The sequence below is a fragment of the Corynebacterium sp. HMSC11E11 genome, assembly GCF_001807025.1.
Classification (GTDB): Bacteria; Actinomycetota; Actinomycetes; order Mycobacteriales; family Mycobacteriaceae; genus Corynebacterium; species Corynebacterium freneyi.
In genome coordinates, this window is record NZ_KV787141.1 from 12,734 (window position 1) to 39,673 (window position 26,940).

The following is a 26,940-nucleotide window of genomic DNA, read 5'->3' on the forward strand; positions in this document are numbered from 1 at the left end:
CGGCTCAGATCGCGCGCTCGCCCCAGGAGACCAGGTCGCTGGTCAGGATTTCGGGGCGGCGGGGGCCGTCGTACGCGAACAGGGTGACGTAGTCGGCGAAGGTGAACGCGTCGGCGGCGGTGTGCTCTTCGGTGACGGGGGCGGCCAGTGCGGCGGTCATGTCGGGATTCTCCGGGGGTTCGTGCGGTGCTGTCTTCGTGCTGTGCGCCGGATGCGTCCGCGCGGCAACCGTGGGGCCCGAAAAAAGGGGGCGCGCGCTACGGTCGGGGCGCGGACGAAAGACAGCAACACATCGACGACGACGGAACCGCACGATGCATGTTCGCGTGGACCATCGGGTGCTCCTTTCGTCGATGTGGCGTTCCCGGACCGGAGGATCCGGGTGGGTGCCGGTTCTTCCCGGCGACTAATGAACAGCTTAGTCTATTCCGGTGCCGGGGCAAGCCCCCTCCCCCGAAATATTCACGATGAATCCAATCGTGAATCGGAGCCGCCGTGGAAGCGGGATCAGGGCCGCGGCACGATGTAGCGGCCGACCGCCGGCACCGCCTCGACGGTGACGGGCAACGTCGCCATGGCGTCACCGTCGGCGTAGGAGCAGTGGCCGCCGACGCCGAGGTACTCGACGCGGGCGCTGCGGGTGCGGTGGACGGTGACCTCGTCGAAGTTGACGTGGTCGCCCGAGAACAACTTGGAAAGGGTCCGCACCGCCCTGGCACGCGAGGCCTCGCCGATCACGGTGAGATCCAGCAGCCCGTCGGAGTGATCGGCGGACGGGCAGATCGCCATGCCGCCGCCATAGCTGCGGGTGTTGCCGAAGGCCGCGAGCGTCACCGGCGCGTCCAGGACGGTGCCGTCGTCGAGGGTGATGCGAAGCGGCATGGGACGGAGGTGGACGAGCTCCGCGGCGATGGCCATGTGGTAGCGACTGCGGCCGGGCGGCCAGGACATCCGGTTGACGCGGTCGGACACCAGCGAGTCGAAACCGGAGCACATGACGGTGCCGAACCAGCGCGACGTGCCGTCGTCCGCGGTGATCCGCCCGAGATCCGTGGCGATGGTGAACCCGTCGGCCACGACGTCGGCGGCGGCCTCCGGAGATCCGGGCAGGTGATGCTCTCGGGCATGGTCGTTGCCCGTGCCGGCGGGGATGATCCCCAACGGCAACCCAGTGCCGGCCTGCGCCTGCAGGGCCAGGTTGATCATGCCGTCGCCGCCGACGACCACGAGCGCGTCGATGCGATCGTCGGCGACCAGCCCCGCCAGCAATTTCCGCGTGGCATCCGTGTTCCGCCCCTGCACGGCAACGACGGACACTCCCCGTTCGGTGAGGCGGGCCACCGCACGGTCGGCCGCGCGTGACGCGAGACCGCGGCCGGCGCGCGGATTGGCGACCAAGCCGACCGTGCCGATGCCGAACCGGCCCATGGGGTATTTCTCGGGATCGAACGTCACATCCCCAGTGTGCCAGGATCGGAGATTTCCGCAGCTCCAGCGCAGGTCGCGACCTTCCCGACCGAAAGGCGCCCCGGAGATGATCGTTCGTTTATGGCCCGCGCCGTCCTCCGCCGGCAGCTTTTGGCCGCGTACGCGGACCCCGCCACGGACGCGGATCGCGACGCGAAAAATCTATAGACCCCTCGGTCTACTTTGGGGTGTGCACGGGTGTATGGTGAGCCGCATGTCTGACGTGACCTTCCCCGACATCGACACTTTGCGCGCCCGCGGCACCTTGAAGTGGACGGCCTACCCGGCCGACGTGCTTCCGCTGTGGGTGGCCGAATCCGACGCCGCGACCTGCCCCGCCGTCCTCGACGCGGTGCGCGCCGCCGTCGACCGCGAATACTTCGGCTACCCGCGCCGCAGCGTCGCGGACCTCGCCGAAGCCACGTCGGATTGGTACGCCGACCGCTACGGATGGCGCCCGTCCCCCGACCGGATCCACCCCGTCGCCGACGTCGTGCGCGGCGTGACCCTGGCGGTGCGGTACCTCACCCGTCCGGGCTCGGCGATAGTGCTGCCGGTGCCCGCTTACATGCCCTTCTTCGAGGTCGGCCCGGCCGCCGACCGCGACATCGTCCACGTGCCCACCCTCCCCGACGGCCCGGATCCGGCCGCCGTGGAAAAGGCCTTCGCCGACGGCGCCGGCAGCCTGATCCTGTGCAACCCGAACAACCCGTTGGGCTTCACGTTCACCGCCGAGCGCCTCCGCGAGCTCGCCGACATCGCCGCGAAGTACGATGCGCGGATCATCTCCGACGAGATCCACGCCCCCGTCGTCCTCGAGGGCGAGCACGTGCCCGCCGCATCGGTGTCCGACGTCGCCGATTCCGTGACCATCACGGTCACCGCCACGTCGAAGGGCTGGAACACCGCCGGCCTGAAGTGCGCGCAGATCCTGCTCAACGAGGCCGACGACGCGACGTGGCGGGGCCTGACGCACGTCATCAAGGAGGGCGTGTCCACCCTGGGCATGGTCTCGGCGACCGCCGCCTACCGCGACGGCGGGGCCTGGCTCGACGAGTTCAAGGACGTCCTGCGCGCCAACGTGGACACCATCGAGCGCCGCCTGCCCGAGGTCGCCCCGGGCGCGGTGTTCACCCGCCCGCAAGCGTCGTACCTGGCGTGGATCGACTTCCGCGGCGTCGACGGCATCGTCGACCGGGACGGCAACCCGGTGGAACCGCAGAAATGGCTGTTGGACAACGCGAAGGTCGCCCTCAACCCGGGCCCCGCGTTCGGCGACGGCGGTGCCGGCCATGTCCGCCTGAACTTCGCCACCTCCCCCGAGATCCTGAACGAAGCCCTCGACCGGATCGGCGCTGCACTGGCCCGATGAACGCCCAAACCCCCGGAGGCCGTGACCTCCGGGGGTTTCGCATGCCCGTGCCCGCGCCGTCGGCGCGAACCTAGACGCGCACGCCGTTGACCGTCAGGGACCCGTCGGCGTTGACGGTGACGTCGGCGGCCATCGCGGCGGCCATGTTCATGCGAACGTGGGAGGCGCGGCCGTCGGTGCGGTCGAGCGGGTAACCGGAGTCGATGGCGGTGGCCTCGAGGACCTTGACGCGCTGCTCGTCGGTGAGCTGCGGGTGCGTGGTGGCCAGCAGGCCCGCGTACCCGGCGGGCACGGTCACGCCGACGCCGGCCTCGCCGACGCGCTTGAAGCCGTAGGTCATGCGCTCGGTGTACTGGGCGACGGCGGCCTCATCCGACATGTACGGGGTGTCGGCGGCGATGCACTCGGCCAGCGTGGTGCCGCAACGCCACTCCAGCTCGGCGCGCAGCTCGGCGGCGGCGGCCTCGATGAGCGGGCGGAACTCCGGGTCGGCCCAGCGGTCGGCGGCGGCCTGGTTGCCCATCATGCGGCCGCCCATCACGTCGAGCGGGTAGTGGACGCCCATGACCAGGCGGGAATGGCCGGCCTCGGAGGCGCGGGCCTGGATCTGCGGGGCGACCTCCGGCAGCATCATGGACATCAGCGTCGCCGTCCAGGCGGCCTTGTTGGTGTGGCCCGACGGGTAGGACGGGGTCTCCGAGTACGGGTCGTCGTCGCCCGGGTTGTCGCGGTAGTAGCGCTCGATGCGCTCGGGGGCCACGACGAACGGGCGGTCGTAGTTGTAGGTGTACTTCTCGACGAAGGTCGACGACGCGATTCCGCCGGCGCGGGCGAGGTTGCCGGACAGCAGGGCGGAGGTCTTCGGCAGACGGCCCTCCTCCACGGCAGCACGGAAGTGGGCGCCGAGGTTCTGGCCGAAGGCAGCGGAGAGATTGACCATCGGATCGTCGTGGTCGTCCTGCAGGGCCAGCAGCTGGGCCTCGCGGTCGTCCTTGGCGGCGTTGTTGATCCGCACGACGATCTCGAGGTTTTCGTCCATCACCTCGGGGTGGTTCTGCTCGAGGTCCCGGAAGGGGTGGACGACGTAGTGGTAGAACCAGCCTTCGTTCGACGTGTCGGAGGTGAAGGGGCGGGCGAGGCTGTCCGCCGGGAACGGCTGCGGCACCGGGGCGCCGTCCGCGCCGGCACCCTGGTCCTGGCTCGGGATGAAGCTGGGCGCGCCCATCGGCGGCAGGCCGGCGGAACCGGATGCGGCGTCGCCGGCGGAACCGGATGCGGCGTCGCCCTGGTCTCCCGGAACGATCGAGTCGCCGGCGCGTCCGGGGATGATGTCGCCGAGGCCGGGGATGGCGTCGCGGGTCGGCAGCTCGGGGATGGCCTGAGCTCCGGCGGTGGGCGCCAGCGGCAGGGTGAGGGCCAGGGCGGTGACGGCGGCGGCGGAACGCAGTCCGGCGCGGGAGATGCGGCGGGAACCGGTCTTCACGGTGCGGGTACTCCTGATGCGTGGGTCGAATTCTCGAAGGCGGCGGACGACGACGCGCCGACGGCGATCGTCGTCAAGCTGAGATCGCAAGCACCTTAACCCGATTTTCTTGCCAGTTGGCGGCAGAGCGTCAACGCCCGGGTTAACAGACCGTTAACGCCGCACCATGCGTTCGGGGCCGGAAGAAAACTTCCGGCCCCGGGGGCTCATCGTCGTCCTGCTTTGCGACGCCCACGTGGGGCGCGCTGCGGCCTACTTCGAGGAGTAGTCGTAGAAGCCGATGCCGGACTTGCGGCCGTAGCGGCCGGCCTCGACCATGCGCTTGAGCAGCGGCGGGGCGGCGTAGGTCGGCTCGGAGTACTCGTCGAACATCGCGTCGGCGATGAACTTGATGGTGTCCAGGCCCACCATGTCGGCCAGGGTCAGCGGGCCCATCGGGTGGGCGCAGCCGTTGACCATGCCGGCGTCGATGTCCTCCTTGGTGGCCACGCCGTCCTGCAGCATGCGGATGGCGCCGAGGATGTACGGCACCAGCAGCGCGTTGACGATGAAGCCGGAGCGGTCCGTCGCCTTGATGACGGTCTTCTTCAGCGCCTCGGACACGTAGGCGTAGGCGCGCTCGGACTGGACCTCGCCGGTGGACAGGGTGACCACGTGCTCGACGAGCGGCAGCACCGGCACCGGGTTGAAGAAGTGCAGGCCCATGACGCGCTCCGGGCGCTTGGTCGACGCCGCGATCGACTGGATCGGCAGCGAGGAGGTGTTCGACGCCAGAATCGCGTTCGGGTCCTCGACGACCTCGTCGAGCTGCGAGAAGACGCTGGCCTTGACCTCGGGGTTCTCGACGATGGCCTCGATGACCAGCTGGCGGTCGGCGAAATCGGCGAAGGAGGTGGTCCAGGTGATGCGGCCGAGGATCTCGTCGCGGTCGGACTGCTCCAGCTTGCCGCGGGACACGGCCTTGTCCAGGGACTTCTCGATGCGCGCCTTGCCGCCGTCGAGGTACTCCTGCTTGGCCTCCCACACCAGCACGTCGCTGCCCGCCTTCGCGCAGACCTCGATGATGCCGGAGCCCATCTGACCGGCGCCGACGACGCCGACGCGGGTGATTTCATTCGCCATGTTCGGTTCACTCCCGTGGATTTCGTTGCGGGGCGATCACCGTCGGCGGGCCGAGGGGCGTTGTCGCGGCATCGGCGGCTGGCCCGTTGGCCTTCGCCGATCCCCGTGGCCATCGGCCACCCCGGTGATCGCGCTCACTTGCTTCCGCCCACGTTACCGGCGATTCACCGGTTCCGCGCCCGAATCGGCGCATCCGGGCGGCTCAACTGCAGACGGCTCAGTGCAGGTCGCTCACCCGCAGGACGCCGACGCGCCTCAGTTTCGGGGCAGCTGCTCCAGCTTCTCGGCCAGGGTCTCGAGGCGTTCGACGGACTCGCCGGCCACCTCGGCGACGTCCGGGTCGCCGGCATCGACGAGATCCTTCCAACCGGCCGTCATGCGAGCGACGTGCGGGCGCGCCAAGTCGACGAACGCCTGCTCCGCCTGCTCCCCCGACGCGCCGAGCACCAACTGCAGCTCTTCGTCGGTGATCATCGACGTGCCGCCGTCGGAATCCAGGCGGTCGGTCTGCATTTCCAGGATGCCGCGCAGCTCTCCGGCGACCGCCTTGGCGGGGCCGGACACCGCTCCGTCCTCCTGAATGCGCTCGGTGACGGGCAGCAGCTGCTCGGCGTCGGCGACCAGGTGGGCCGCGTACTGGCGGGAGACGTCGGCATCATCGACCGAAGGCGCCGACCCCTGCGGCGGTTCCTGGTTTCCCGCGGTGCTCGGATCGTAGCCGCACCCGGTCAGTGCCAAAGCGACCGCGAGGCCGACCGTCGCAAAGCCATGGCGGACGCCGGCACGACGCCGGCCCATGCGTGCGGAACCCACTAGACCTCCAGCTCCCCCATGCGGTCCCAGTCGTCCTTGCCCTCGAGGGTCTGCGACACGATCCGCGGGGTCTCGCGCAGCAGCGGGCGCATGGCGTCCAGGCCGGCCTTGAAGTGGTCGGAGGTGACGTGCGCCTCGGCGGCGGCGTCGTCGAACGCCTCGATGAGGACGTACTCGTTGGGGTCCTCGACGGAGCGGGACCACTCGAACCACTTGTTGCCGGCCTCCGCGCGGGTGGCGGCGGTGAAATCGGCGACGTGGGTCATCCACTCGTCGGCGTATTCGGGCTTCACGGGGAACTTGACCACGATGAAAATCATGACGCCAGCATACGTGCACGTCGTGCCCCCGCCACCCGCCTCGAGGTCGCCGGCGCGGGTGCCGGGGCGGGTGCGAGCAGGTCCTCGAGGAACTTTCCGTACAGGGCCAGATTGCGCCTGCGGGAGCGCCTGAGCTGCCGGAATCCGACTCCACCCAGTTCCACGCGGCTGCGCTTGCGGTGCTTTGCGACGAAGTCCCCCGCTTCGCCGTGGGCGATCAGGGAAACCAGGAAATCGACGTATCTGTTGAACGGCGCACCTTCGATGGCGCGCGGCGGCACGTGTCGGATGCCGGGGATCGGGATGTCCAGGCACGAAGACAGTTCGTCCGAGTGCGGATCATGCCCGAGAACGCCGCAGCCGCAGACGTCGTTGGCGGAACGGTGGGTGAACACCCGGTCAACCGGCATGCCCAGCTGGGCGAGGTCGTCGTACGGCACTCCCGGGCAGCCGCCCATGATCACCGCCTCCACGGGCTCGTCGCCGCGGGCGGCCAGCACCACCGCCATCATCGCCGCAATCGAGGCGCCGAGGCTGAAACCGTCGACGATGATCCGGTGGTCCGGCCCCTCCTCCGCCCGGATGGCGCCGATGAAGTCGGCCAGCGCCACGCCGCCGGTGCAGACTCGGGAACCGTCATGGGTCCACATGAACGACGTACCCGGCACGTCATGGCCCGCCCACACCACCGTGCGGATCTTCGGCCCGGCATCGCGGCGCAGCGACCGGCGCACCGCGAACACGTTGCCCGAATACCGGTCGATGTCGGAGATGAACGCCCGGGCGCCGGGCACGAACACGACCGTCGCGTCGGCCTTGGCGCCGATGAGATCCATCGCGGCATAACGATGGCCCGGTCCCACCAGGACCGGGCGCAACCCCTGCTCGTCACGGGCGTGCCGCTTGATCTGCTCGAAGTCCGCGACATCGGGCAGCCGGGCGATCACCTCCGCGGCCACTCGGGCGCGAACGTCGAACGGGACACCGTCGGCAAGCAGGGGCTCTGAAGCGAGGATCGTGCGCACCCCCGCAACCTAACCGGCCAACGGGAGATGCGCTCGGCGAGCGGCCCGCCGAAAACTACTTCGGGGGGTTTTCGCCGGAGGTTTCGCCGGAGTTCTCCCCGGCGTTCTCGTCGGCGCCTTCGCCGGTGAACTCACCGTCGATGCGGACGTCGCCGCTGATGACGAGCGTGCCGTCGTCGTCGTAGGAGTAGTCGATCGGCGGGTACTCGTTGCCGTCCTCGTCGTAGCCGGGCGCCGGGGCGGCCTCGTGGGCGGCGAGCTTCTCCGGCGTATCCGTCTTCTTCCACTCGCGGGTCCGCGGCCTGCGCACCGCCATGTGGTCGTCGCTCATGCCCTTGACCAGCGACCACATCATCACGAAGTGCATGAAGAAGAACGGCACGCCGATGAGGATCACCACCTCCTGCAGCGCGAGGATGCCCGTTTCACCGGAGATGACCAGCATCGCGCCGGCGACGGCGCCGATCATGACGCCCCACAGGATGCGATACGACGTCGGCGCCTTGTTCTCCTCGCCGGTCGACATCATGTCGGTGACCATCGCCGCCGAGTCGATGGAGGTGACGAAGAAGATAATGATGACCAGCAGCGCGATGATGCTCACCACGAAGGCCATCGGGTACTGCTCGAGCAGGATGAACAGCGCCGGCGACGGGTCACCGCCTTCGACGACCGGTTCCGACAGGATGCCCGGGTTGGCGGCCTCCAGCTCGAAACCGGCGCGGCCGAAGATGGAGAACCAGATGATGACGAAAATCGTCGGCAGCGCGATGACGCCGGCGATGAACTGACGCACCGTGCGGCCACGCGAAATGCGGGCGACGAACATGCCGACGAACGGCGACCAGCAAATGGTCCACGCCCAGTAGAAGACCGTCCACGTGCCCTGCGACCACTCGGGATTGAGGTTGTAGGAGTCGGTCCAGAACATGATGCGCGGCAGCTCGCCCGCATAGATGCCGACGGTGTCGACGACCTGCTTGAGCAGCGTCAGGGTCGGGCCCATCAGCAGCACGAAAATCATCAGCGCGACGGCCATCCAGATGTTGAGGTTGGACAGCAGCTTGATGCCCTTGTCCAGGCCGCGGGCCACGGAAATCGAGGCGATGATGATGATCGCGGCGATGAGCAGCAGCTGGACGGTGGAGTTCTCGGCCAGGCCGAGGACGCGGGAGGCGCCGGAGTTGATCTGCATGGCGCCCATGCCCACCGACACGGCGATGCCGAAGACGGTGCCGATGATGGCGACGGCGTCGATGAGTTTGCCGGGCCATGCGTAGATCTTTTCGCCCAACAGCGGGGCGAAGATCGACGACACGCGCGGCGGCAGCTTGCGCTTGTAGATGAAGTAGCCCAGCGCCAGGCCCGGCAGCGCCATGATCACCCACATGTGGATGCCCAGGTGGTAGACGGTGAAGGCCATCGCCTCCTGGCGGGCCTCGATGCTCATGGCCTCGAGGTTGCGGGGCGAGTTGATGGCGTGGTTCATCGGCTCGGCCACGCCCCAGAACATGAGCATGGAGCCGGTGCCGCCGGCGAAGAGCATGCCGAACCATTCGGCGACGGTGTACTCGGGTTCCTCGTCGTCGTCGCCGAGCGTGAGGTTGCCGTAGCGGGAGACGAAGATCGCGATGAGGTAGATCAACGCGGTGGAGACGCCGCCGATGAACAGCCAGCCGAGGTTGCCGGTCACCCAGCCCGACGCGGCGGAGTACGCCTCGCGGGCGGTGTCGCCCAGGGCGACGGTGAGCACGACGAAGGCGAGGATGAAGCCGACCGAGGCGAAGAAGATCAGCGGGTCGGTCTTGAGCCAGCGGAAGCTGGTCCTCTTCTTGCCGTTTGCGCCGACCTCCGCGATGGACCGGGGTTTGTCGTCGTTATCGCGATCGTCGCTGTCGCGACCAACCTGATCGGATACGGTGTCGGATGATTTCTCGTCGGAGGTGGAATCCTGGCGACTCATGCGTGGGGCCTTTCATGGCTCGTTGACGCTGACGCAATTATCGTAGCCTCACGGCAATCGCATTCACTGACGTGCCCTGGTCACCCGGGGCGCACCCCATCGGGTGTCACGGGAGGTTCGAGTGGAGGGTTATCGCGCGGGCGAGCGCGCGCTCGCGGTGTACCTGTCGTCGATCACGGGTTTCATCGACGCGCTCGGGTTCCTGTACTTGGGCGGGTTCTTCCTGTCGTTCATGTCGGGCAACACCACGCGTCTGACGGCGGCGATGGCGGAGGGCGCGTGGGATGTGGCGGGCAAGGCCGCCGGCGTCATGGCGCTGTTCCTCGTCGGCGTGATGATCGGCGCGTTGATCAGCCGCCTGGGCCACCGGTTCCTGCCGCCGACCCGGCCGCGTGAGGCGGTGCTGCTGTTCATCTGCCTCACGGCGACGATCGCGTCGATTTGGGTGGTCACCGGCGAGGATCTGCCGGCGGTGCTCAGCCTGTCGTTCACCGTCGGCGCGATGAATTCGATTTTCGAGCGTGACGGCGAGGTGTCCATTTCGCTGACGTACATGACCGGCACCCTGGTGAAGATGTCCCAGCGTTTCGTCGGGGCCTTCTTCGGCGGGTCGCATCGGGCCTGGATCAACTATTTCCTGCTGTGGGCGGCGTTGGCCGTCGGCGCGATCTTCGGCGGCTGGTGCTTTACGACGATCGGCCTGAAGTCCGTGTGGGTGGTCACGGCCATGATCATCGGGGGCACGGCGGTGGCGTTGGCCAATCGTCATCGGCGCCGCAAGGCCGGCCTGCCCGTCTGACGGGTCCGCGGGCGGGTCGTCGTCACGCAAAAACCCGGTGCCACGCCGCCGTCTCCCCGCGGGCGGACGTGTTCTGGGGCAAAATGGTCGGCATGGACGCATCTCCCCTCAACCAGGCTCCCCTGATCCTCCCCTGCAACGGCAAGACGCCGCGGATCCACCGGTCGGCGTGGATCGCCCCCGGTGCGGTGATCATCGGCGACGTCACCATTGGCCCCGACTCGTCGGTGTTCTACGGGTCGGTGCTGCGCGGCGACATCAACTCCATCACCGTCGGCGCACGGACGAACATCCAGGACAACTCCACCGTCCACGTCGACTCCGACGCCGAAACCGTGCTGGGCGACGATGTCACCGTCGGCCACATGGCGCTGATCCACGGCACCCGCGTCGGCGACGGCACGTTGGTGGGCATGAAGTCGGCGCTGCTGTCGCATTCCGTCGTCGGGTCGGGCGCGCTCATCGCCGCCGGCGCCGTCGTGCTCGAGGGCCAGGAGATCCCGGCGCGGTCGCTTGCCGCCGGCGTGCCGGCCAAGGTCCGCCGCGAGCTGGACGACGCGACGGTGGAGGGCTTCATCACCCACGCCGCCAAGTACGTGGAGACTTCCCGCCTGCACGGCGACATCTCGCCGGTGCCGCTGTCGGACGTGCTGTTCGACTGACGCCGGGGCTTTCCGACGCCCGCCGGGGGCCTTACACGTGCAGGGCCGTGAACGGCGGGAACGGCAGCAGCCGCACCACGGTCCAGATCACCAGCACGGCGATGGTGACGTGCGGCAACCACTTCCACTTCGTCCACGTGGGCAGACGCTTGCCCAGGGTCCGGCCCAGCCACACGACCCACGCCCAGGCCAGCAGCACGCCGGCGACCAGCGCGACCGCGTTGTAGCGGATCGCACCGGTGAGGTCGAAGTGCGTGAGCGAGTACAGCATCCGCGCCGTGCCGCAGCCCGGGCACGTGATGCCGAGCAGCGCCTTCGTCGGACACACCGGCGTCGGGCCACCTGGGGTCGTCGGATCGGCGACGGCCAGCGCCGCACAGCCGCACACCGCGCCGGCGGCGGCGATGAGCGGGCCTGCGGGGGACGCGGCGAACCAGTTGCCCGCCCGCTCCATCACCCCGACCGAACCGCCGTGGGCGCTCCCGTCGGCATGGCCGCGCACGGGCCCGTGATCGTACGCGGGCCCGTGGTCGTGCGCGGGCCCGCAGTTGCCATGGTGGGTCATTCGATCAGTTCACGTGGAAGTAGAAATGCGCTTGGCCGGTGGAGATCAAGATGATGGAGACGAACAGTCCGATGATCGCGAGGATGACGGTGATGTTCATCCACAGTTTCGCCTTATCGGACGCCGCCTGGGCGCCCTGGTAGTCGCCCATGTTCCACAGGGTGTCGACCTTGTTGGCAAAGACGAGGGCGGCGATGCCTGTGGCCAGGCCCAGCAGACAACAGAACACGAAACCGCCGATGGTCGCGAAAACTGAGGGCGCCATGAAGTTCTGCGGCTTGCCGTCGGCCGGGGCCGATTGCGCACCAAAGGCGCCGTAACTTCCCGGGCCGTAACTCTGTGCAGCGGGCTGACCGTAACCGGACTGGTCGTGGCCGCCCTGTCCGTAGCCCTGGGAGAAGGGATCGCTCGGCTGGTTGTCGTTCGGGGTCGTCATGGAGCTCCCTTTCATCGCGCTCTACCTTCTCGGGCGACGCGTTACGGTGATCGGTTGGTCCGCGGCGGGCTTGATTTTACTCACGAAATCCGTTCGCGCTCGGTGATGCCCGCGTGGGCGACCGGGAAAACGCGATCATTGCGACGGTGAATCCGCCGGTCCCCCGCCGAACCGATTGCGACCAGGTCGTCCGGGACCAGGTCGTCCGGAACTCAGCCGATCGCGGTCGCGTACGCCTCGACCGCCCCGGCGCACGAATCGGCGGCCGGGCCGTGTTCGGTCACCAGCACGTACTGCATGCCGTCGTCGGCGTTTTCACCGGCCAAGCACTGGGAGAACGCGGTGACCAGGACGTCTTCGACGATCCACACGGATTCGGGAGCGTCGGACGACACTGCCTCGCGCGCGGCCTTCGGCTCTGATTCGGCGGCGATGACGTCGTACTGCAGCGTCGGGTCGTTCATCAGCAGCGCCAGGCGCCCGGTGTCCGGGTCCTCGAAGTCGCACCAGCCGCGGTCTTCGTCGTGGGTGGTCAGCTCGTATCCCGCGTCGGTCATGCGGGCCATGACTTCCGCGGAGCACATGTCCACCGCCGGTTGCCCGGTCCCCGGCAGGTCGGGACGGGGTGCGGGGCCGGCGTCGACTGCGGCCGTGCTTTCCGACGCCGCCCCTCCGTCCGGTTCATCGCCGCAGGCCACGAGCCCACCGCCGAGCCCGACCATCGCCACGACCGCAGCAGTGGTGCGGACGGCGCGCTCGGTTCGCACGAGTCGCATGGTGCCGCCGAAGGTCACCGTCATGACGCCGAGACGATCTCGGCGCCGGCGTCGGCCATTTCGCGCAGCGCGGCCGCTCCCCGTTCCGCGTCGACTGCGGCGGTCTGGTTGGCGTGCACCGTGACGTCGAAGCCCTCGCGCAGCGCGTCGAGGACGGTCGCCCGCACGCAGTGGTCGGTGGCCACGCCCACGACCTCCAGGTGGGTCACGTCGGCGGCGCGCAGGGCGTCGGCCAGCGCCACCCCGGCCTCCGTCTTGCCTTCGAATCCGGAGTAGGCGGCCTCGAATTCGCCCTTGGTCACGTCGATGCGCACGGCGTGCGGGTTGGTCATGGCGAAGTAGTCGAGTGCGCGGATCATCTCCGGGTGGAATTGCGAACCGTGCTCGCCGGCGGCGCAGTGGCGCGGCCAGGTGTCGACGTAGTCGGGGGTCTCCGACCAGTGGGCCCCGGGGTCGATGTGGTTGTCGCGGGTGGTCACCAGCACCGAGTACTTTCCGGCGCGGCCGGCCAGGTGCAGGTACGTGGCGCGGTAGGCCTCGACGGCGCCGTCGACGGCCAGGGAGCCGCCTTCGGAGAAGTCGTTTTGCGCATCGACGACCACGAACGCCGTGGTGGGGCGCTCCTCCGGATCGTCGACCGCCTGCTCGCGGTTGGCGGTCTGCACCGCGCGGTAGGTTTCGGCGAAGGACGGACGGCGCGAGGTCATCTGCGACGGGTCATCGGGGATCTGCAGCGGGTCTGCCTGCGGCGCCCCGGGGGCGTTCGACGGTTCCACCGGATCGCCGGCGGGATCGGGCCGCAGATCGAGCCGCTCGGGGCGGCGTCCGGGCTGGTTCTCCTGCTCGTTCATGGTTTCCGATCATGCCATGCCCGCCGGATCGCCCACCGGTTGCTCGGGCCCGGTTCAGTTCTTCGGCGGGGCCTTGCGGAAGTACAGGCGCTTGCGCACCCGGGCCACCACGTCGCCTTCTTCGTCGACGATGTCGCAGTCGAACCAGCGCAGGTGTTTGTCGCCGTCGGCGGTTTCGGCGCGGATTTCGTCGATGACGTCGGCGGGCATCTCGATGATGGCGCGGATGGTGCCGCGACCGGGTTTGAGGAATTCGATGGACGCCTCGGTGTCCCACACGCGGTAGCCGGGGCCGAGCTGGTGCATGGCCAGGATCATGAAGAACGGGTCGGTCATCGATTGCATGGTGCCGCCGAAGACCGTGCCCACGGCGTTGGCGGTCCACGGGCGCAGGCGGTGCTTGACGACGATCCGCGTGCCGTCGTCGGCGGCCTCCTCGACGCGCACGCCCGCACCTAGGTACGGCGGCCACAACCACATGAGTCGCTTGAGTTGCCTGGGAGTCAAACGCATGCCCGGCACGATACCGGCGGCGCCGATGTCGCGGATCCGATTGGGCGCATAAGATCCGGTGCATGAACCATTGCATGAGCAACGTCGGCACCGGCCTCCGGGTGATCGTCCGATGAGCGCCGGCCTCGCGGCGCTGTTGGACGACATCGCCGCCCTGGCCCGAGCGGCCGCGGCGTCGACCGATGACATCGCCGCCGCCACCGGCAAGGCCGGAGCGAAGGCCGCGGGCGTGGTCATCGACGATGCGGCTGTGACGCCGCAGTACGTCACCGGCATCGAACCGAAGCGCGAGTTGCCCATGATCTGGCGCATCGCCAAGGGTTCGCTGGTCAACAAGATCGTCATCATCCTGCCCATCGCGCTGCTGCTGTCGCAGTTTCTGCCGTGGCTGCTCACGCCGATTCTCATGCTCGGCGGCTCCTACCTGTGCTTCGAGGGCATGGAGAAGGTGTGGGAGAAGATCTCGCACGCGCTGTCCGACGAAACGGAGGAGGAAAAGGCCGCCCGCGAGGCCGCCGTCGTCGACCGTGAACCGGCCGACGAGGATTCGCTGGTGAAGTCGGCGATCTTCACCGACCTGATCCTGTCGGCGGAGATCATGGTCATCTCCCTCAACGAGGTCGCCGACGAAACGTTGGTGCGCCGCGCGGTGATCCTCATCATCGTCGCGCTGGCCATCACGGCGTTGGTCTACGGCGTGGTGGGCCTGCTGGTGAAGATGGACGACATCGGCCTGGCCATGGCCAAGAACAACGATGGCGCGGGCGGCAAGCTCGGCATGGGGCTGGTCAAGGCCATGCCGGTGGTGTTGACCGTCATCGGCATCGTCGGCACGTTCGCCATGCTGTGGGTCGGCGGCCACATCATCCTCGTCGGCGTCGACGAGCTGGGCTGGCACGCCCCGTACGAACTCGTCCATCACCTGGAGACGATGGTCCCCGCTGGCTTCCTGGCGTGGTTGGTCAACACCATCTGCTCGTTGATCCTCGGCGTGATCTGGGGCGCCATCCTCGTCGCCGTCGTGCATGTCCTGCCCTTCGGACATGGCTCGGACGACGACGAGGGGCAGGGCGCGGGCCATGACGCCGACCGTGCCGCCGGCCGGGTTGACGTCCGGGCCGATGGACACGCCGACGACCGCACCGCCTCCGGCGCCGACGCGCTCACCGCGCACTCCCCGCGGATCCCGCGTACGCCGCACGTGCGCGCCTCCGCGGGGTCGGTCACGCCGGGTGGCCTGTTCGTCGACCGCGGTACGAGAAAGACCGACGTTGGGACGAACAAGGTCGGCGGCGGGGCGAAGAAGGGGAAGCCGGGCCGGTAGGCCCTACTTGAATTCGCCGTCGACGTACATCCAGCGCTTCGACCGCAGCATGAACGTCGACCGTTCCCACAGCTGCCCCGGCCCCTCGGCGTCGCGGTAGCGGGCGCGGAACTCCACCACTCCCTCGCGGTCGCCTTCCGCCCCGTCGACGACGTCGAGGATTTCCAGGCCCAGCCATTCGACGTCGTCGTCGAAGGTGACGACCTCCGGTCGGCGGCGCGGGTGCCACGTCATCCAGATGAAGTCGGCCTCGTGCGCGGCGTAGGCGCTGTAGCGCGCGGCCATCAGTTCGACCGCGGTCTCCGGCAGGCGTTCGCGGCGGTGCAGGGGCGCGCAGCAATCCCCGTAGCGCGGCACCCCGGCCGTCTCGCCCCCGCCCGCGCCGCCGCATGGGCACGCCGCGCCGTCGTCAAGCCGAATCCGCGTGAAAAGCGGGCCACCGCTCATCGTGCAACTCCCATCCCGTGCAGCTCCCGTCCCCGGTCCCCCGGACCCGATTCCTCCCGGTCACGGTAGCGCATCACAGGAACAGCAGCAGGCTCACCGCCATGACCGCCATGCCCGCGATCAGCCCGTAGATGGCCATGTGGTGGCGGCCCGTGGCCTCCGCGGCGGGCAGCAGCTCGTCGAGGGAAATGAAGACCATCACGCCGGCGACCATCGCGAAGGCGATGCCCATGGTCACCGGCCCCAGGAAGGGCATGAGCACCAGGAAGCCGATCAGCGCGCCCGCGGGTTCGGCCAGCCCGGACAGGAAGGACCATTTCAGGGCTTTGCGACGACTCCCCGTCGCCTGGTGGATCGGCACGGCCACGGCGATGCCCTCGGGAATGTTGTGGATGGCGATGGCCACCGCCACGGGAATGGCCAACTGCGGGTCCTCCAACGCCGAGATGAACGTGGCGAAGCCCTCCGGGAAGTTGTGGATGGCGATGGCCAGCGCGGTCATCGTGCCCATCTTCATCATCCGGCGGCGTTGGGCCGATAGCTGCGGGTCGTCGATGGTGCCCGGTTCGTGCGGGTTGATCGGTTCGGGCACCAGCCGGTCGATGACGGCGATCAGTGCGATGCCGCCGAAGAAACCCGCCACCGCCGCCCAGTTTCCGCCGACGGTGCCCCAGGCCTCGGCGAGCTCGGCGACGCCCTTGGGCAGGATCTCCATCATCGAGACGTAGAGCATGACGCCGGCAGAGAAGCCGAGCGTGCCGGCCATGAACCGGGGGCCGGGGTCACGGCGACTGACCGAGATCAGGCCGCCGATGCCGGTCGACAAGCCCGCGGCCATGGTCAGGCCGAAGGCGAACCACAGGTTTTCCACGGCGGTCAGCGGCCTTCTCGCGCATCGTCGTCGCGCGACTTGGCCACTCCCCCGAGCTCGTACACTCGGAAGGCCACGCCATTGCGCTCGCCGACCAGGGCGCCGGCGTTCGCCAGCATCGGCGGAATGAAGTCGGCCGGTTTCGGGTGATCCGGCAGATCGGCGAGGTACTCGCGATGGCACTCCAGGGAGGCGACGGCGGCGGCGACGTCCTCGTCGTCGACGGCCACGACATGGGTCGGGTCGCCCGACTGGCCGACGAGGAACACGTCGGGTTCCCACGGCTCCAAGCCCTCATCCTCCGCCAGCTCGCGGAAGATCCATCGGTTGCCGGCGTCGCGGGCGGCGTCGATGGCCGCACGGCCGGCCGCACGGTGGTCGGCCTGATTGAGTCCGTGGGGCGCCTCGAACTCGAAGGTCAGCGTGACCACGGCGTCGGGGCGGAACTGCCGGATCCTGCGCGCGATGTCCCGCCGCAGATCCAGACCTTCGACCAGGTGGCCATCGGGGTGATCGAGGATGACCAGCTCACCGGCGCCGACGGCGTCGCACGCCGCGCGCTGTTCCTTCGCCCGCAGCGGACCGACCACCTCGGGGGCGCGCTTCATGCCCGCTTCGCCGGAGGTCAGCAGCAGGTAGGAGACGTCGATGCCCGACTTCGTCCAGGCGTTGACCGCCGCGGAAATGCCGTATTCGGTGTCGTCGGGGTGGGCGACGACGCACAGCACCCGCTCCCACCCGCGGCAGTCGAGGGTCTGGATCCGCTTCTCTTTCGGGGTCATGCCATCGACCCTATTCGCTTCAGCGGACTCCGGGGCGGGGCTCACCTTCGGCGAAGCCCGCCGCGGACTGCACGCCGACGATCGCGCGCTCGGCGAAGGAGGGGATGTCGGCGGCGCCGGCGTAGGTGAAGGACGAACGCACGCCGGAGACGATGCGGTCGACCAGGTCCTCGACTCCCCCGCGTCCCGGTTCGAGGCGGATGCGCGCCGAGGAGATGCCTTCCTCGAACATCGCGCGGCGCGCACGCTCGAACGCGCCGATCCGGGCGTTGCGGCTTTCCACCGCCCGGTTCGATGCCATGCCGAAGGAGTCCTTGTACCACCGGCCGTCCGCGTCGACCTTCAGGTCGCCCGGCGATTCGTGGGTGCCGGCGAACCAGGAGCCGACCATGACGTTCGATGCTCCCGCGGCCAGCGCCAGGGCGACGTCGCGGGGATGGCGCACGCCGCCGTCGGCCCACACGTGGGCGCCGAGTTCCTTCGCCGCCGCCGCGCATTCGAGCACGGCGGAAAACTGCGGCCGTCCGACGCCGGTCTGCATGCGGGTGGTGCACATCGCGCCCGGGCCAACGCCGACTTTGATGATGTCCGCGCCCGCCTCCACCAGGTCGCGCACGCCGGCGGCGGTGACCACGTTGCCCGCCACGACGGGCACGCCCGGTTCCAGCGCCCGCACGCGGCGCAGCGCCTCGATCATCGTTTCCTGGTGGCCGTGTGCGGTGTCGATGACCAGGGTGTCCGCGCCGGCGTCGAGCAGAGCGCGGGCCCGTCCCTCCACGTCGCCGTTGATGCCGACGGCCGCACCGACCCGCAGCCGACCTTCATCGTCGACGGCGGGACGGTACACGGTGGCGCGCAGTGCACCGCGCCGGGTGAGGATGCCCGCAAGCCTGCCGGCGGAATCGACGACGGGCGCGAGCTTCCGGCTGGCCTCGACCAACCGGTCGAAGGCCTCCTCCGGGGCGACGTCGTCAGGCAGGGTGAGCAGGTTGCCGCTCATGAGCGTGCCCACCTGCGCGAAATTGTCGGCCCCCCGCAGATCCTTTTCGGTGATCATGCCCACGGGCACGTCGCCGTCGACGACGACCGCCGCCCCATGCGCCCGCTTGGGCAGCAGATTCCGGGCATACCCGACGGTGTGGTGCGGTTTGATCGTGATGGGCGTTTCGAAGATGAGGTGCGCCGACTTCACCGTCCGGATGGTCTCCGCGGCGATGTCGGCCGGCACGTCCTGCGGCAGGATGGCCATGCCGCCGCGACGGGCGATGGTTTCCGCCATGCGTCGCCCCGACACCGCCGTCATGTTCGCCACGACCAGCGGAATCGTGGTGCCCGTGCCGTCGGAGGTCGACAGGTCGACGGACATGCGCGACCCGACGGCCGAGCGCGACGGAACCATGAACACGTCGTCGTAGGTCAGCTCGTACGGGGGTTTCGCGTCATCGAGGAATCGCATGCCCACCAGGGTAGGCGCAGCCACCGCATTCGGCGTTCCAACCGGGAACCGTCGCAGAGCCCGCCGGGCACCCCACGGTGCGCACCCATGACATTTGTCATGGGCGAAACCGGCCTCATCGCACTTCCGGCGGCGTCCCCGAAGACGGACGATGAGGTCATGAACACACGACTGGCACTCGAAGTCCGGGGCGCGGCGAAACGATTCGGCCCCGTCACGGCGGTCGACGACGTGTCCTTCACGGTCCCGGTGGGCGAGGTCGTCGCCCTGCTCGGACCGAACGGGGCGGGCAAGACCACGCTGTTGGACATGATCCTCGGCTTTACGACGCCCGATGCGGGATCCATCGAGGTGCTGGGCGGATCCCCCGCGTCGTCGGCCCGACGCGGGGAGGTGGGCGCGATGCTCCAGTCCGGTGGGTTGCTCAAGGATCTCACCGTGGCCGAGACGCTGCGAATGCTCGCCGTGTGCCATGAGAGCACCCTCGACGTCGACGGCGTCATCGAGAGCGCGGGCCTCACGGATTTCGCCGACCGCAAGGTCGGGGCATGCTCCGGTGGCCAGGTGCAGCGGCTGCGGTTCGCCGCCGCGCTGCTGCCGGACCCGGAGCTGCTCATCCTCGACGAGCCGACCGCGGGAATGGATGCCACTGCCCGACGCGAATTCTGGCGCACCATGCACGCCGAGGCCGCAGGCGGCCGCACCATCGTGTTCGCCACGCATTACCTGGCGGAAGCCGACGACTTCGCCGACCGGCTGATCCTCATCCGCGACGGCGCGATCGTCGTCGACGGCCGCCTCGACGAGCTGGTCCGCAACGGAGACAGGACGGTCACCGGGACGTGGATCGCCGCGGAGTCCCCGGTGGAGGTGGCGCGTGCCCTCGGTCTCGACCCCGACGCGGTCACCGTCGACGACGACTCCGTGGCGTTCACCGTCCCCGACGGCGACGCCCTGGCGCTGCACTTGTTGTCCGGGGGGATGATCCGCGACATCGAAGTCCATGCGAGGACCGTCGAGAAGCTGTTTTTCGAACTCACCGGCGCCGATGCCGGGGATGGGAGCCTGACATGAGCGCGAACATCGTCCTCCGGTACACGGGGAAGGAACTGCGTCGGACGCTGCGGATGTGGGACGCGACGTTCTTCATCATCGTCCTGCCCGCCGCCCTGTTCCTCATGTTCGGCTCGCGCGGCGACGCCGTCGATTTGGTCGCGGGGTCCGGCAACATCTCCGCCTTCGTCATGACGTCGATGTCCGTGTACGGCGCCGCCATGGCCACGACGACGCTGGCGGGGATGACCGCCGTTGAACGTGATGCAGGCTGGGGCCGACAGTTGGCCCTGACGTCGTTGAGCACCGGCGGCTACTACGTCGCGAAGGTGCTGGTCTCGTTGGCCGTCGCGATGTTGCCGATCCTGACCAACCATGCCCTCGGCGCCGCCGTCGGGGCTTCCTTCGACGAAGCGTGGATGTGGCCCGCCTCCATCGCGCTCAGCTTGGTCGTCGCCCTGCCGTTCGCTCTCTACGGCCTAGCCGTGGCCATGCTCTTCCGGTCCGAGGCCGCCGTGTCCGCGGCGTCGGGCATGCTCGTGGTGTTCTCCTTCTTCGGCACGTTGTTCATGCCGCTCGACGGCATCATGCTCGACATCGCGAAGTGGACGCCGATGTACGGCGCCGCGACGGTGGCGCGCTGGCCGCAGTTGGAGGGCCTCATCGCCCCGGCGACCGAAGGTGCCATGCCGGGCCAGGAATCCATGGGTCTGGCCGTGGCCAACATCGCCGCCTGGACGGTGATCTTCCTGGTCATCTGCGTCATCGCCGGACGCAACCGCAACCGGCGCTGACGGTCGCGCCGGACCCGGGCGTCCGAGGCCGGCGACGTTCCCGCCCGGCCCCGGTCCCGGACACGACTTACTCTGGTCGGAGAACACCACCGACCCCGGCCGACCCGCACATCCGACCCGACCATCCGACCCGGCCCACGACCCCGGCCACACCATCAATGCCCCGTCCCCAAGACCGCCCGCGAACCCGGAGGATTTCCGTGTCCCGTCCCGGATGGCAGCCGCCCGAAGAGCTCGACGCCAATGAGCGCCGCTTCACGCTGCTGTTCTCCGGTGTGTGGCTGATCTTCCTCGGATGGCCGATCTACGAGGTGCTCACCTCCCCCGGCAACGGCCCCGCCTCCCGCACGATCGGCGTCATCCTCATCGCCGTCTTCGCCGTCACGTACCTGGTGTGGTTCTCCTGGCCGCGCCCCGTGAAGTCGATTCCCCTCGTCGCGAACACGCTGCTGCAGACGATGATCCTGGCGGTCCTGATCACCGCCGTCGTCCCGTTCGCGGGCCCCACCGTGGCGGGCATGGTCCCCTACGTCATGGCGTTGTGGATGTTCAATCACCGCGTCGTGCTCGGCCTCCCGGCGGCGTTCCTCGTGGGAGCCCTCGGATCCGCGGCGGTGGCGGTGATCGCCGGCCCCCAGTTCGCCTTCGGTTTCCTCACCCCGATCATCTTCACGGCGGGGATCATCACCATGTTCCGGCTGGCGTTCGAGCACTCCGAGATCGAGCGCGAGTTCTCCGAGCGCGTCGCGCTGGCCGAGCAGCGCGAGGAACTCGCGCGCACCGTCCACGACGCACTCGGTCATTCGCTGACCTCCATCACCGTGCAGGCCCAGCTGGCCAAACGATTGGTCGCCGCCGATCCGGCGGCCGCCGAACGCCAACTCGACGGCATCCTCGCCACCGCCCGCGATTCCCTCCGCGACGTCCGGTCGACCGTGGAATTCCTCGACGCGCCGGGCCTCGACGAACAGCTCGACCACGCCCGGACCACGCTGACCGCGGCCGGCATCGAACCCGAGATCCCGCACCGGGACGACGTCCCCGACCTCGATCCCGCCGACCGCCGCCTGTTCTCGTGGTGCCTGCGCGAGGCAATCACCAACGTGGTCAGGCATTCCGGCGCGACGCACTGCGGCGTCGAGATCATCGTCGGCTCCGGCGGACACGATGATCGCGTGGGGGCCGGGGACGCTCCGAAGAGCCGCGACGGCGAAGCGCACTCCGGCGCTATCCTCCGGATCACCGACGACGGCGTCGGCATTGACGGGGGAATGGACGGCGACGCGGTCACCCGCGGCACGGGCCTGCGCGGGCTGTCCCGACGAGCCGAGCGCGCCAACGCCACCCTGGTCCTGTCCGACGCCGACACCGGAGACCCCGATCGCCCCGGAACGATTCTCGAGGTGCGCACATGACCACCGCCGATCCCGCCGCGGGCAACCCCACCGGTGGCACCGCCCCCATCCGCCTCCTCGTCGCCGACGACCAGGAACTCGTCCGGGCGGGCCTGGCCCTGCTGCTCGACATGGAGCCGGATCTGGAGGTCGTGGTCCAACTGTCCGACGGCGCCGACGCGGCGCGGGCGGTCGCCGAGCATCGCGTCGACGTGGCGATCCTCGACATCGAAATGCCCTACGACGGCATCCGCGCCACGGCCGACATCACGGCGCTCAATCGGCGCCGGGCCCGCGGCTCCGCGCCCGACGAAACCGGCGCAGGCACCGAAACCGGGGCGGGCACGAACGGCCACTGCGGCGTCCTCATCGTCACCACCTTCGGGCGCACCGGGTACCTGCAGCGGGCGATGGCGGCGGGCGCGTCGGGGTTCATGGTCAAGGACACCCCCGCCGAAACGCTCGCCCAGGCGGTCCGCACCATCCACGCAGGTGGACGCGCCGTCGACCCGGCGCTGGCCGCCGAGGCCCTGGCCGCCGGCCCCAATCCCCTCACGGCCCGGGAGGCGGAGGTCCTCGACGCCGCAGGGGACGGCGCATCGGTCCGCGACATCGCCGCCCGGCTGCACCTGGCCACCGGAACCGTGCGCAATCATCTCTCGTCGGCCATCGCGAAAACGGGCACCGCCAACCGAATGGAGGCCAATCGCACCGCGCAGGCCAACAGCTGGTTGTAGCCCCGCCGCACGCGGCGCTACTCGCCCGAACCGCCGACCGCCGTTTTCGTCAGCCGTACGGACACGATCCGAGTGCCCTCCACCACGGCCGCCTCCAACCGGTAGAACACGCCGTCGGAGATGTCGTCGTCGGCGACGTCCTCGGTGCACTCGTGGGGGATCTGCACCACGTCCCCGGTGCGGCCCATCCGCCCCAGCCGTGCGAGCATCCATCCCGCGACCGTCTCGTACGGCCCTTCGGGCAGGTGGATACCGGTGCGGGCGGCGAAGTCCTGCAGGTTCGTCGCACCGTCGAGGATCCGGCTTTCATGCAGCCCCAACGACGTGCGGCGTTCCTCGTCGTCGTACTCGTCCCAGATTTCGCCGACGAGCTCTTCGATGAGGTCCTCCAGGGTCACCATGCCGTCGGTGCCGCCGTACTCGTCGACGACGATGGCGATGTGCTCGCCCGACTGCCGCATGCGACGCAGCGCCGCCGGCAATCCCAGCGAGCTGGGCAGGTGGGGAATGTTCCGGCAAATCGACGGAAGCGGTTCGTCTTCGAGGCCTGCGACGATCGCCTCCAGCAGATCGCGGACGTGGCAGAAACCGATGATGTCGTCGAAGGTCCCGCGGTAGACCGGGTACCGCGCATAGGGCCCGTCGACGGCCTCGCCGAGCGCCTCGCCGATGGTGGAGTCGGCCGACAACGCCCTCATCTCGCTGCGATGGCGCATGAGCTCCGACAGCGTGTAGGCGCCGGCGTCGAAAACCTCGGTGACCAGTTCCCGCTCCCCGAGCCCGAACCCCTGGTGCGAGCTGACGATCTCCCGGATCTCCTCGGTCGTCATCGCCGCCGTCCGCAGGGTGGGGTCGAAGCCGAGCACCCGCAGGATCAGGCTTGACGACGTGTCGATGACCCGGATGACCGGCGTCATGAGTTTGGCGAACATGTCCAACGGCGGGGCGACGATCACCGACACCCGCCTCGCGTTTTGCATGGCGATGCGCTTGGGCACCAATTCGCCGAACACCAGACTCAGGTAGGACACGAGCACCGTCATGGCCACCAGCGACACACCGTGTGCGACGGTGGGGGTCATCCCCCAGGTCTCGAGGGTCGGGGCGAGCTGCGGGGCGATGGCCGCCGCACCGAACGCCGACGACAGGAACCCGGCGAACGTCACGCCGATTTGCACGGCCGACAGGAATCGCCCCGAATCCCGGGCCAGGGCCGCGACCTTCTTCTCCGCCCCGCGTCCCCGCTCCAGTTGCGAAATCTGTGATTCACGCAGGCTGACCAGGGCCATCTCCGTGGCGGCGAAGATGCCGCCGACCAGGATGAAGGCCATGACCCAGGCGAAACTCGCGATTATGCCCACACCTCGAGAATACCCCTCCCCACCCCCACGACTCAAACCATCGGCCCTGGTCAGACGTGGCTTTTCATGCAATAATGGGGGTATCGACGGGGGTGATCGAACAAGGAGGGGGAACGAGGACAGGAAGGGATCGTCGTGAAGCAAACGCAGCAGACCACCCGGAAGAAGACGAAACTGGTCAAGAGCAAGGCCAACTTCAGCCCCGAAGAACTCGCCGGCCTGCTGGAAAGCATGGCGGAGCGCATCCGCGCCGGCGACATGACGCTCGGCGCGGGCGACGCGGCGGTGACCATGGACATGCCGGCGGTGTTCCGCACGACCATGGAGGTCACCGACTCGCGCAAGCGCGCCGGAATCGAGCGCGAGTTGGAACTGGAGATCACCTGGACCGTCGACGAAGACGGCAACCCGGTGGACAAGCCGGGCCCGGTGGCGGGTTTCGCCATTTCGTAGGTGCCCGGGGACGCGGCGGTAGCCTGGTCACGACCTGGAGGTGATCGGGATGCTCGCTGCGTCCATCTTCATCGCGATCGGCACGCTGGCCATCGTCGCCGCCATCGCGTGGCTCGTGCTGCGCCGCCGCGGCGCGGAGAAGCGGTTCCGCACCGATGCGCTCGTCGTCGGGTCGGTGGGCCGCCCCGACGATGATTTGCGGGCGATGGTCCTGCAGGTCACCGACCGCGACGGCACCACGCGCACGGTGACCGACACGTTCCACAGCAACTTCGCCGCCGGCAACGTCGGGCGGACAATCGAAGTGATGGTCGACCCGCCCTCCCCCGACGGCGAGCCGGGCCGCGTGCGCGTGCCGCGGCAGTCCGACCCGACGTTCGTGCTCAACGCCCTGCTCGGCGCGGCGGGCGTCGCGTTCCTCACTGCCGGGGTGTTCGTGCTCGCGGAGGCGATGTTCTAGCGGTGGCCCGGGGGTGGTCTGGTGAGGTTCCGGCGGCGCTCTGGCGATGTTCTGAACTGGCCGACCGTGCCCGGCCGCCGCAAAACCGTGATCGGTAGGCCCCGCGCCGCCCATACCTTTGAGTCAGCCGGGAACGAAACCCGGTGTCACCCCCACCAGGCACGACGGATTCGCAAGGAGCGACGATGGGACTTTTCAACCAGTTCAAGCAGGCAATGACCGGCGACAACATCCGCCGGGGTTTCGAGGGCGCCGCGCAGAGCATGCGCGACATGGCGGCGGATCCGTCGCGGATCATGGCGGATCAGGCGGCGGGCAACGCCTACGGCCAGGAGCTGCGGCGCCTGCAACAGCAGGGAATCCTCGGCTCCGGCGTGATCGTGTCGGTGACGCCGACCGGCGAGGTCGCGGTCGCCGGCGTTGATTGGGCGACGATCGAGGTGTCGGTGACCGTGCCCGGCCGGGATCGTTACATCGCGGTCGAACGCCACATGGTTCCCCGCAACACCGCAGACATGTACGCTCCCGGCACCCGCCACAGCATCGCCGTCGACCCGACCAACCCGAACCACTTCGCCTTCGCGTAGGCAAGGCGCGGGGCCGCCAGCCCGGACGTAGGGTGGTCGGCATGAACGACCTGACCATCGCGCCCGGACCGGGGATCCCCGATGGTCTCGTCATCCCCGCCGCGGATCTCACCGAGCGGTTCGTGAAGTCGTCGGGGCCGGGCGGCCAGGGGGTCAACACGACGGACAGCAAGGTTCAGCTGTCCATCGACGTCGCCGCGTGCGCGTCGCTTTCCGACGCCCAGCGCCGCCGCGTCCTTCGGAATCTCGAAAGCCGCCTGGACGGCACCGTGCTCACCGTCGTCGCGTCGACGCAGCGGTCGCAGGTGCGCAATCGCTCGGAGGCCCGCGAACGCATGGCGGCCATCCTGCGCGAGGCGCTCGCCCCGCCGCCTCCCCCGCGACGCAAAACCAAGCCGACGCGGGGTTCGGTTCGCCGTCGGCTCGCGGCGAAGAAGCGGCGGTCGGAGATCAAGTCGATGAGGCGGCGGCCGGACGTTTCCTAGGGGGGCGGGCCATCGGGGGTTTCATGCACTTGGGTTCACGCCGAGAACCGACGTGACTTTTCCTTCCGGAGCGGATTCGTGCGCCGCATGGCTGTACGTTCCCGACGACGCTCCCGCGACGGGGTTGACCCGGACCGAATCGTCCTCTGGGGCACCTCGTTCGGCGCCGGACACGTGATCCGCGCGGCGTCGCGCGATCCCCGGGTGGCGGCGGTGATCGCCCAATGCCCGTTCACCGATGGGCTGGCCTCGATGTTCGCGTTGCCGCCTGCGACGTTGGCCCCGCCCGGCCCGACCCTGCGGCACGTGCGCAAGGCATCGAAGGCGGAGGTGCGGATGCAGCCCGGCGGGCACTTCGACATTTACGTCGGCAACGCCTTCGAACGCAACGTTTCCGAGCAGCTGGACTTTCACGCCCGGCACGTCCCGACTGCCGTCAACCGGACCTGAATCCGCGGGTTTCGGGACGCCACACGGCCCTGCCTCTGGAAGTGGGGATAGCCCGATCCCCGCCAGCAGGGGGCGTGCGACCCCCGGCGGTGGCGTCACGCCTCGAGCACGTAGCGCAG

At 69.0% G+C, this 26,940-nt stretch carries 30 protein-coding genes and 1 pseudogene; 13 read left to right on the forward strand and 18 right to left on the reverse strand.

Translation table 11 applies throughout. The features are described 5' to 3' along the window. Positions 1-4: 4 nt before the first annotated feature. A complete protein-coding gene (locus HMPREF3121_RS12620; RefSeq protein ID WP_168161382.1) occupies positions 5-160 on the reverse strand; it encodes a hypothetical protein in 156 nt (51 codons plus the stop codon). 347 nt (positions 161-507) lie between these two features. Beyond that, positions 508-1,428 (reverse strand): diacylglycerol kinase, encoded by a 921-nt coding sequence (locus tag HMPREF3121_RS06875; protein ID WP_070521451.1) that lies wholly within the window; start codon positions 1,426-1,428, stop codon positions 508-510. 253 nt (positions 1,429-1,681) lie between these two features. On the opposite strand from HMPREF3121_RS06875, the gene HMPREF3121_RS06880 reads away from it, so the two are divergent. Beyond that, complete coding sequence (locus tag HMPREF3121_RS06880) at positions 1,682-2,839, forward strand: MalY/PatB family protein (protein ID WP_168161383.1); 1,158 nt, start codon at positions 1,682-1,684, stop codon at positions 2,837-2,839. 70 nt (positions 2,840-2,909) lie between these two features. Here the strand turns inward: HMPREF3121_RS06880 and HMPREF3121_RS06885 are convergent, their stop codons facing one another. From HMPREF3121_RS06885 to HMPREF3121_RS06910, 6 genes are all read right to left on the reverse strand, one after another. Next, positions 2,910-4,322: an acid phosphatase gene (locus HMPREF3121_RS06885; RefSeq protein WP_246816095.1), complete on the reverse strand. Its 1,413-nt coding sequence runs from the start codon at positions 4,320-4,322 to the stop codon at positions 2,910-2,912. Positions 4,323-4,574: 252 nt separating this feature from the next. Beyond that, positions 4,575-5,444, reverse strand: coding sequence for a 3-hydroxybutyryl-CoA dehydrogenase (locus tag HMPREF3121_RS06890; RefSeq protein ID WP_035122993.1), 870 nt, complete (start codon positions 5,442-5,444; stop codon positions 4,575-4,577). A 255-nt stretch (positions 5,445-5,699) separates the two neighbouring features. After that, entirely contained in the window at positions 5,700-6,257 is a 558-nt protein-coding gene (locus HMPREF3121_RS06895; RefSeq protein ID WP_070521405.1) for a hypothetical protein, read from the reverse strand. After that, positions 6,257-6,577, reverse strand: a complete 321-nt coding sequence (locus HMPREF3121_RS06900; RefSeq protein ID WP_070521408.1) for a putative quinol monooxygenase — start codon at positions 6,575-6,577, stop codon at positions 6,257-6,259. Before HMPREF3121_RS06900 ends, HMPREF3121_RS06895 begins: the two co-directional genes overlap by 1 nt. Further along, positions 6,574-7,602, reverse strand: a complete 1,029-nt coding sequence (locus HMPREF3121_RS06905) for an alpha/beta hydrolase (protein ID WP_141743018.1) — start codon at positions 7,600-7,602, stop codon at positions 6,574-6,576. Before HMPREF3121_RS06905 ends, HMPREF3121_RS06900 begins: the two co-directional genes overlap by 4 nt. 55 nt (positions 7,603-7,657) lie before the next feature. Further along, positions 7,658-9,565, reverse strand: coding sequence for a BCCT family transporter (locus HMPREF3121_RS06910; RefSeq protein ID WP_083291400.1), 1,908 nt, complete (start codon positions 9,563-9,565; stop codon positions 7,658-7,660). Positions 9,566-9,686: 121 nt separating this feature from the next. Here HMPREF3121_RS06910 and HMPREF3121_RS06915 point away from each other — a divergent pair, with 121 nt between their 5' ends. Then, a complete protein-coding gene (locus tag HMPREF3121_RS06915; RefSeq protein ID WP_070521412.1) occupies positions 9,687-10,364 on the forward strand; it encodes a YoaK family protein in 678 nt (225 codons plus the stop codon). A 92-nt stretch (positions 10,365-10,456) separates the two neighbouring features. Next, positions 10,457-11,026, forward strand: a complete 570-nt coding sequence (locus tag HMPREF3121_RS06920) for a gamma carbonic anhydrase family protein (RefSeq protein ID WP_070521459.1) — start codon at positions 10,457-10,459, stop codon at positions 11,024-11,026. A gap of 31 nt (positions 11,027-11,057) precedes the next feature. Here the strand turns inward: HMPREF3121_RS06920 and HMPREF3121_RS06925 are convergent, their stop codons facing one another. From HMPREF3121_RS06925 to HMPREF3121_RS06945, 5 genes are all read right to left on the reverse strand, one after another. Further along, complete coding sequence (locus tag HMPREF3121_RS06925; RefSeq protein ID WP_070521460.1) at positions 11,058-11,480, reverse strand: DUF2752 domain-containing protein; 423 nt, start codon at positions 11,478-11,480, stop codon at positions 11,058-11,060. Positions 11,481-11,595: 115 nt separating this feature from the next. Continuing rightward, on the reverse strand, positions 11,596-12,027 hold the full coding sequence (locus tag HMPREF3121_RS12195; RefSeq protein ID WP_168161384.1) for a CD225/dispanin family protein: 432 nt from the start codon (positions 12,025-12,027) through the stop codon (positions 11,596-11,598). Between the two features lie 212 nt (positions 12,028-12,239). Further along, entirely contained in the window at positions 12,240-12,827 is a 588-nt protein-coding gene (locus tag HMPREF3121_RS06935) for a hypothetical protein (protein WP_070521415.1), read from the reverse strand. Further along, complete coding sequence (locus HMPREF3121_RS06940; RefSeq protein WP_338127193.1) at positions 12,824-13,654, reverse strand: isochorismatase family protein; 831 nt, start codon at positions 13,652-13,654, stop codon at positions 12,824-12,826. The genes HMPREF3121_RS06935 and HMPREF3121_RS06940 overlap by 4 nt, the downstream gene beginning before the upstream one ends. Positions 13,655-13,708: 54 nt before the next feature. Beyond that, on the reverse strand, positions 13,709-14,167 hold the full coding sequence (locus tag HMPREF3121_RS06945; RefSeq protein ID WP_070521417.1) for a DUF4442 domain-containing protein: 459 nt from the start codon (positions 14,165-14,167) through the stop codon (positions 13,709-13,711). A 112-nt stretch (positions 14,168-14,279) separates the two neighbouring features. Here HMPREF3121_RS06945 and HMPREF3121_RS06950 point away from each other — a divergent pair. Then, positions 14,280-15,200: pseudogene (locus HMPREF3121_RS06950) on the forward strand (DUF808 domain-containing protein); the annotation flags it as partial. A 294-nt stretch (positions 15,201-15,494) separates the two neighbouring features. Here the strand turns inward: HMPREF3121_RS06950 and HMPREF3121_RS06955 are convergent. The 4 genes from HMPREF3121_RS06955 to HMPREF3121_RS06970 form a co-directional block, all read right to left on the reverse strand. After that, positions 15,495-15,938 (reverse strand): YchJ family protein, encoded by a 444-nt coding sequence (locus tag HMPREF3121_RS06955; protein ID WP_168161385.1) that lies wholly within the window; start codon positions 15,936-15,938, stop codon positions 15,495-15,497. Positions 15,939-16,011: 73 nt separating this feature from the next. Then, positions 16,012-16,809, reverse strand: a complete 798-nt coding sequence (zupT, locus tag HMPREF3121_RS06960; RefSeq protein WP_083291405.1) for a zinc transporter ZupT — start codon at positions 16,807-16,809, stop codon at positions 16,012-16,014. A gap of 5 nt (positions 16,810-16,814) precedes the next feature. Then, a complete protein-coding gene (locus HMPREF3121_RS06965) occupies positions 16,815-17,591 on the reverse strand; it encodes a PIG-L deacetylase family protein (RefSeq protein WP_070521419.1) in 777 nt (258 codons plus the stop codon). 19 nt (positions 17,592-17,610) lie between these two features. After that, the gene (locus HMPREF3121_RS06970; protein WP_070521422.1) at positions 17,611-19,047 is read right to left on the reverse strand and encodes a GuaB1 family IMP dehydrogenase-related protein; all 1,437 of its coding nucleotides are present in this window, start codon (positions 19,045-19,047) and stop codon (positions 17,611-17,613) included. An 87-nt stretch (positions 19,048-19,134) separates the two neighbouring features. Between HMPREF3121_RS06970 and HMPREF3121_RS06975 the strand changes: the two genes are divergently transcribed. From HMPREF3121_RS06975 to HMPREF3121_RS06990, 4 genes are all read left to right on the forward strand, one after another. Then, complete coding sequence (locus tag HMPREF3121_RS06975) at positions 19,135-20,121, forward strand: ABC transporter ATP-binding protein (protein ID WP_239251444.1); 987 nt, start codon at positions 19,135-19,137, stop codon at positions 20,119-20,121. Beyond that, positions 20,118-20,894, forward strand: coding sequence for an ABC transporter permease (locus HMPREF3121_RS06980; protein ID WP_070521424.1), 777 nt, complete (start codon positions 20,118-20,120; stop codon positions 20,892-20,894). Before HMPREF3121_RS06975 ends, HMPREF3121_RS06980 begins: the two co-directional genes overlap by 4 nt. A gap of 200 nt (positions 20,895-21,094) precedes the next feature. Continuing rightward, a complete protein-coding gene (locus HMPREF3121_RS06985; RefSeq protein ID WP_070521427.1) occupies positions 21,095-22,309 on the forward strand; it encodes a sensor histidine kinase in 1,215 nt (404 codons plus the stop codon). Continuing rightward, positions 22,306-23,025 carry a response regulator transcription factor gene (locus tag HMPREF3121_RS06990; protein ID WP_070521430.1) on the forward strand — a complete coding sequence of 240 codons (720 nt, stop codon included), beginning with the start codon at positions 22,306-22,308 and terminating at the stop codon, positions 23,023-23,025. The genes HMPREF3121_RS06985 and HMPREF3121_RS06990 overlap by 4 nt, the downstream gene beginning before the upstream one ends. 17 nt (positions 23,026-23,042) lie before the next feature. On the opposite strand, the gene HMPREF3121_RS06995 is transcribed toward HMPREF3121_RS06990, so the two are convergent. Next, positions 23,043-24,386 (reverse strand): hemolysin family protein, encoded by a 1,344-nt coding sequence (locus tag HMPREF3121_RS06995; RefSeq protein WP_246816096.1) that lies wholly within the window; start codon positions 24,384-24,386, stop codon positions 23,043-23,045. Between the two features lie 135 nt (positions 24,387-24,521). Between HMPREF3121_RS06995 and HMPREF3121_RS07000 the strand changes: the two genes are divergently transcribed. The 5 genes from HMPREF3121_RS07000 to HMPREF3121_RS07020 all read left to right on the forward strand — a co-directional run bounded on the left by HMPREF3121_RS07000 (position 24,522) and on the right by HMPREF3121_RS07020 (position 26,821). After that, complete coding sequence (locus HMPREF3121_RS07000) at positions 24,522-24,839, forward strand: amphi-Trp domain-containing protein (RefSeq protein ID WP_070521434.1); 318 nt, start codon at positions 24,522-24,524, stop codon at positions 24,837-24,839. Between the two features lie 49 nt (positions 24,840-24,888). Continuing rightward, positions 24,889-25,299, forward strand: a complete 411-nt coding sequence (locus tag HMPREF3121_RS07005) for a DUF3592 domain-containing protein (RefSeq protein WP_141743019.1) — start codon at positions 24,889-24,891, stop codon at positions 25,297-25,299. 185 nt (positions 25,300-25,484) lie between these two features. Beyond that, positions 25,485-25,886 (forward strand): hypothetical protein, encoded by a 402-nt coding sequence (locus tag HMPREF3121_RS07010; RefSeq protein WP_070521444.1) that lies wholly within the window; start codon positions 25,485-25,487, stop codon positions 25,884-25,886. Positions 25,887-25,927: 41 nt separating this feature from the next. Continuing rightward, the gene (arfB, locus tag HMPREF3121_RS07015; protein WP_070521446.1) at positions 25,928-26,371 is read left to right on the forward strand and encodes an alternative ribosome rescue aminoacyl-tRNA hydrolase ArfB; all 444 of its coding nucleotides are present in this window, start codon (positions 25,928-25,930) and stop codon (positions 26,369-26,371) included. An 87-nt stretch (positions 26,372-26,458) separates the two neighbouring features. Then, on the forward strand, positions 26,459-26,821 hold the full coding sequence (locus tag HMPREF3121_RS07020; protein ID WP_141743020.1) for a hypothetical protein: 363 nt from the start codon (positions 26,459-26,461) through the stop codon (positions 26,819-26,821). Positions 26,822-26,940: the final 119 nt, after the last annotated feature.

Coding starts and splice junctions, on each gene's coding strand:
- HMPREF3121_RS12620 (WP_168161382.1), bottom strand. CDS start 160: ATGACCGCCGCACTGGCCGCCCCCGTCACCGAAGAGCACACCGCCGCC.
- HMPREF3121_RS06875 (WP_070521451.1), bottom strand. CDS start 1,428: ATGGGCCGGTTCGGCATCGGCACGGTCGGCTTGGTCGCCAATCCGCGC.
- HMPREF3121_RS06880 (WP_168161383.1), top strand. CDS start 1,682: ATGTCTGACGTGACCTTCCCCGACATCGACACTTTGCGCGCCCGCGGC.
- HMPREF3121_RS06890 (WP_035122993.1), bottom strand. CDS start 5,444: ATGGCGAATGAAATCACCCGCGTCGGCGTCGTCGGCGCCGGTCAGATG.
- HMPREF3121_RS06900 (WP_070521408.1), bottom strand. CDS start 6,577: ATGATTTTCATCGTGGTCAAGTTCCCCGTGAAGCCCGAATACGCCGAC.
- HMPREF3121_RS06910 (WP_083291400.1), bottom strand. CDS start 9,565: ATGAGTCGCCAGGATTCCACCTCCGACGAGAAATCATCCGACACCGTA.
- HMPREF3121_RS06920 (WP_070521459.1), top strand. CDS start 10,457: ATGGACGCATCTCCCCTCAACCAGGCTCCCCTGATCCTCCCCTGCAAC.
- HMPREF3121_RS06925 (WP_070521460.1), bottom strand. CDS start 11,480: ATGGAGCGGGCGGGCAACTGGTTCGCCGCGTCCCCCGCAGGCCCGCTC.
- HMPREF3121_RS12195 (WP_168161384.1), bottom strand. CDS start 12,027: ATGACGACCCCGAACGACAACCAGCCGAGCGATCCCTTCTCCCAGGGC.
- HMPREF3121_RS06935 (WP_070521415.1), bottom strand. CDS start 12,827: ATGACGGTGACCTTCGGCGGCACCATGCGACTCGTGCGAACCGAGCGC.
- HMPREF3121_RS06940 (WP_338127193.1), bottom strand. CDS start 13,654: ATGAACGAGCAGGAGAACCAGCCCGGACGCCGCCCCGAGCGGCTCGAT.
- HMPREF3121_RS06945 (WP_070521417.1), bottom strand. CDS start 14,167: ATGCGTTTGACTCCCAGGCAACTCAAGCGACTCATGTGGTTGTGGCCG.
- HMPREF3121_RS06955 (WP_168161385.1), bottom strand. CDS start 15,938: ATGAGCGGTGGCCCGCTTTTCACGCGGATTCGGCTTGACGACGGCGCG.
- HMPREF3121_RS06965 (WP_070521419.1), bottom strand. CDS start 17,591: ATGACCCCGAAAGAGAAGCGGATCCAGACCCTCGACTGCCGCGGGTGG.
- HMPREF3121_RS06970 (WP_070521422.1), bottom strand. CDS start 19,047: ATGCGATTCCTCGATGACGCGAAACCCCCGTACGAGCTGACCTACGAC.
- HMPREF3121_RS06975 (WP_239251444.1), top strand. CDS start 19,135: ATGACATTTGTCATGGGCGAAACCGGCCTCATCGCACTTCCGGCGGCG.
- HMPREF3121_RS06980 (WP_070521424.1), top strand. CDS start 20,118: ATGAGCGCGAACATCGTCCTCCGGTACACGGGGAAGGAACTGCGTCGG.
- HMPREF3121_RS06990 (WP_070521430.1), top strand. CDS start 22,306: ATGACCACCGCCGATCCCGCCGCGGGCAACCCCACCGGTGGCACCGCC.
- HMPREF3121_RS07005 (WP_141743019.1), top strand. CDS start 24,889: ATGCTCGCTGCGTCCATCTTCATCGCGATCGGCACGCTGGCCATCGTC.
- HMPREF3121_RS07010 (WP_070521444.1), top strand. CDS start 25,485: ATGGGACTTTTCAACCAGTTCAAGCAGGCAATGACCGGCGACAACATC.
- arfB (WP_070521446.1), top strand. CDS start 25,928: ATGAACGACCTGACCATCGCGCCCGGACCGGGGATCCCCGATGGTCTC.
- HMPREF3121_RS07020 (WP_141743020.1), top strand. CDS start 26,459: ATGGCTGTACGTTCCCGACGACGCTCCCGCGACGGGGTTGACCCGGAC.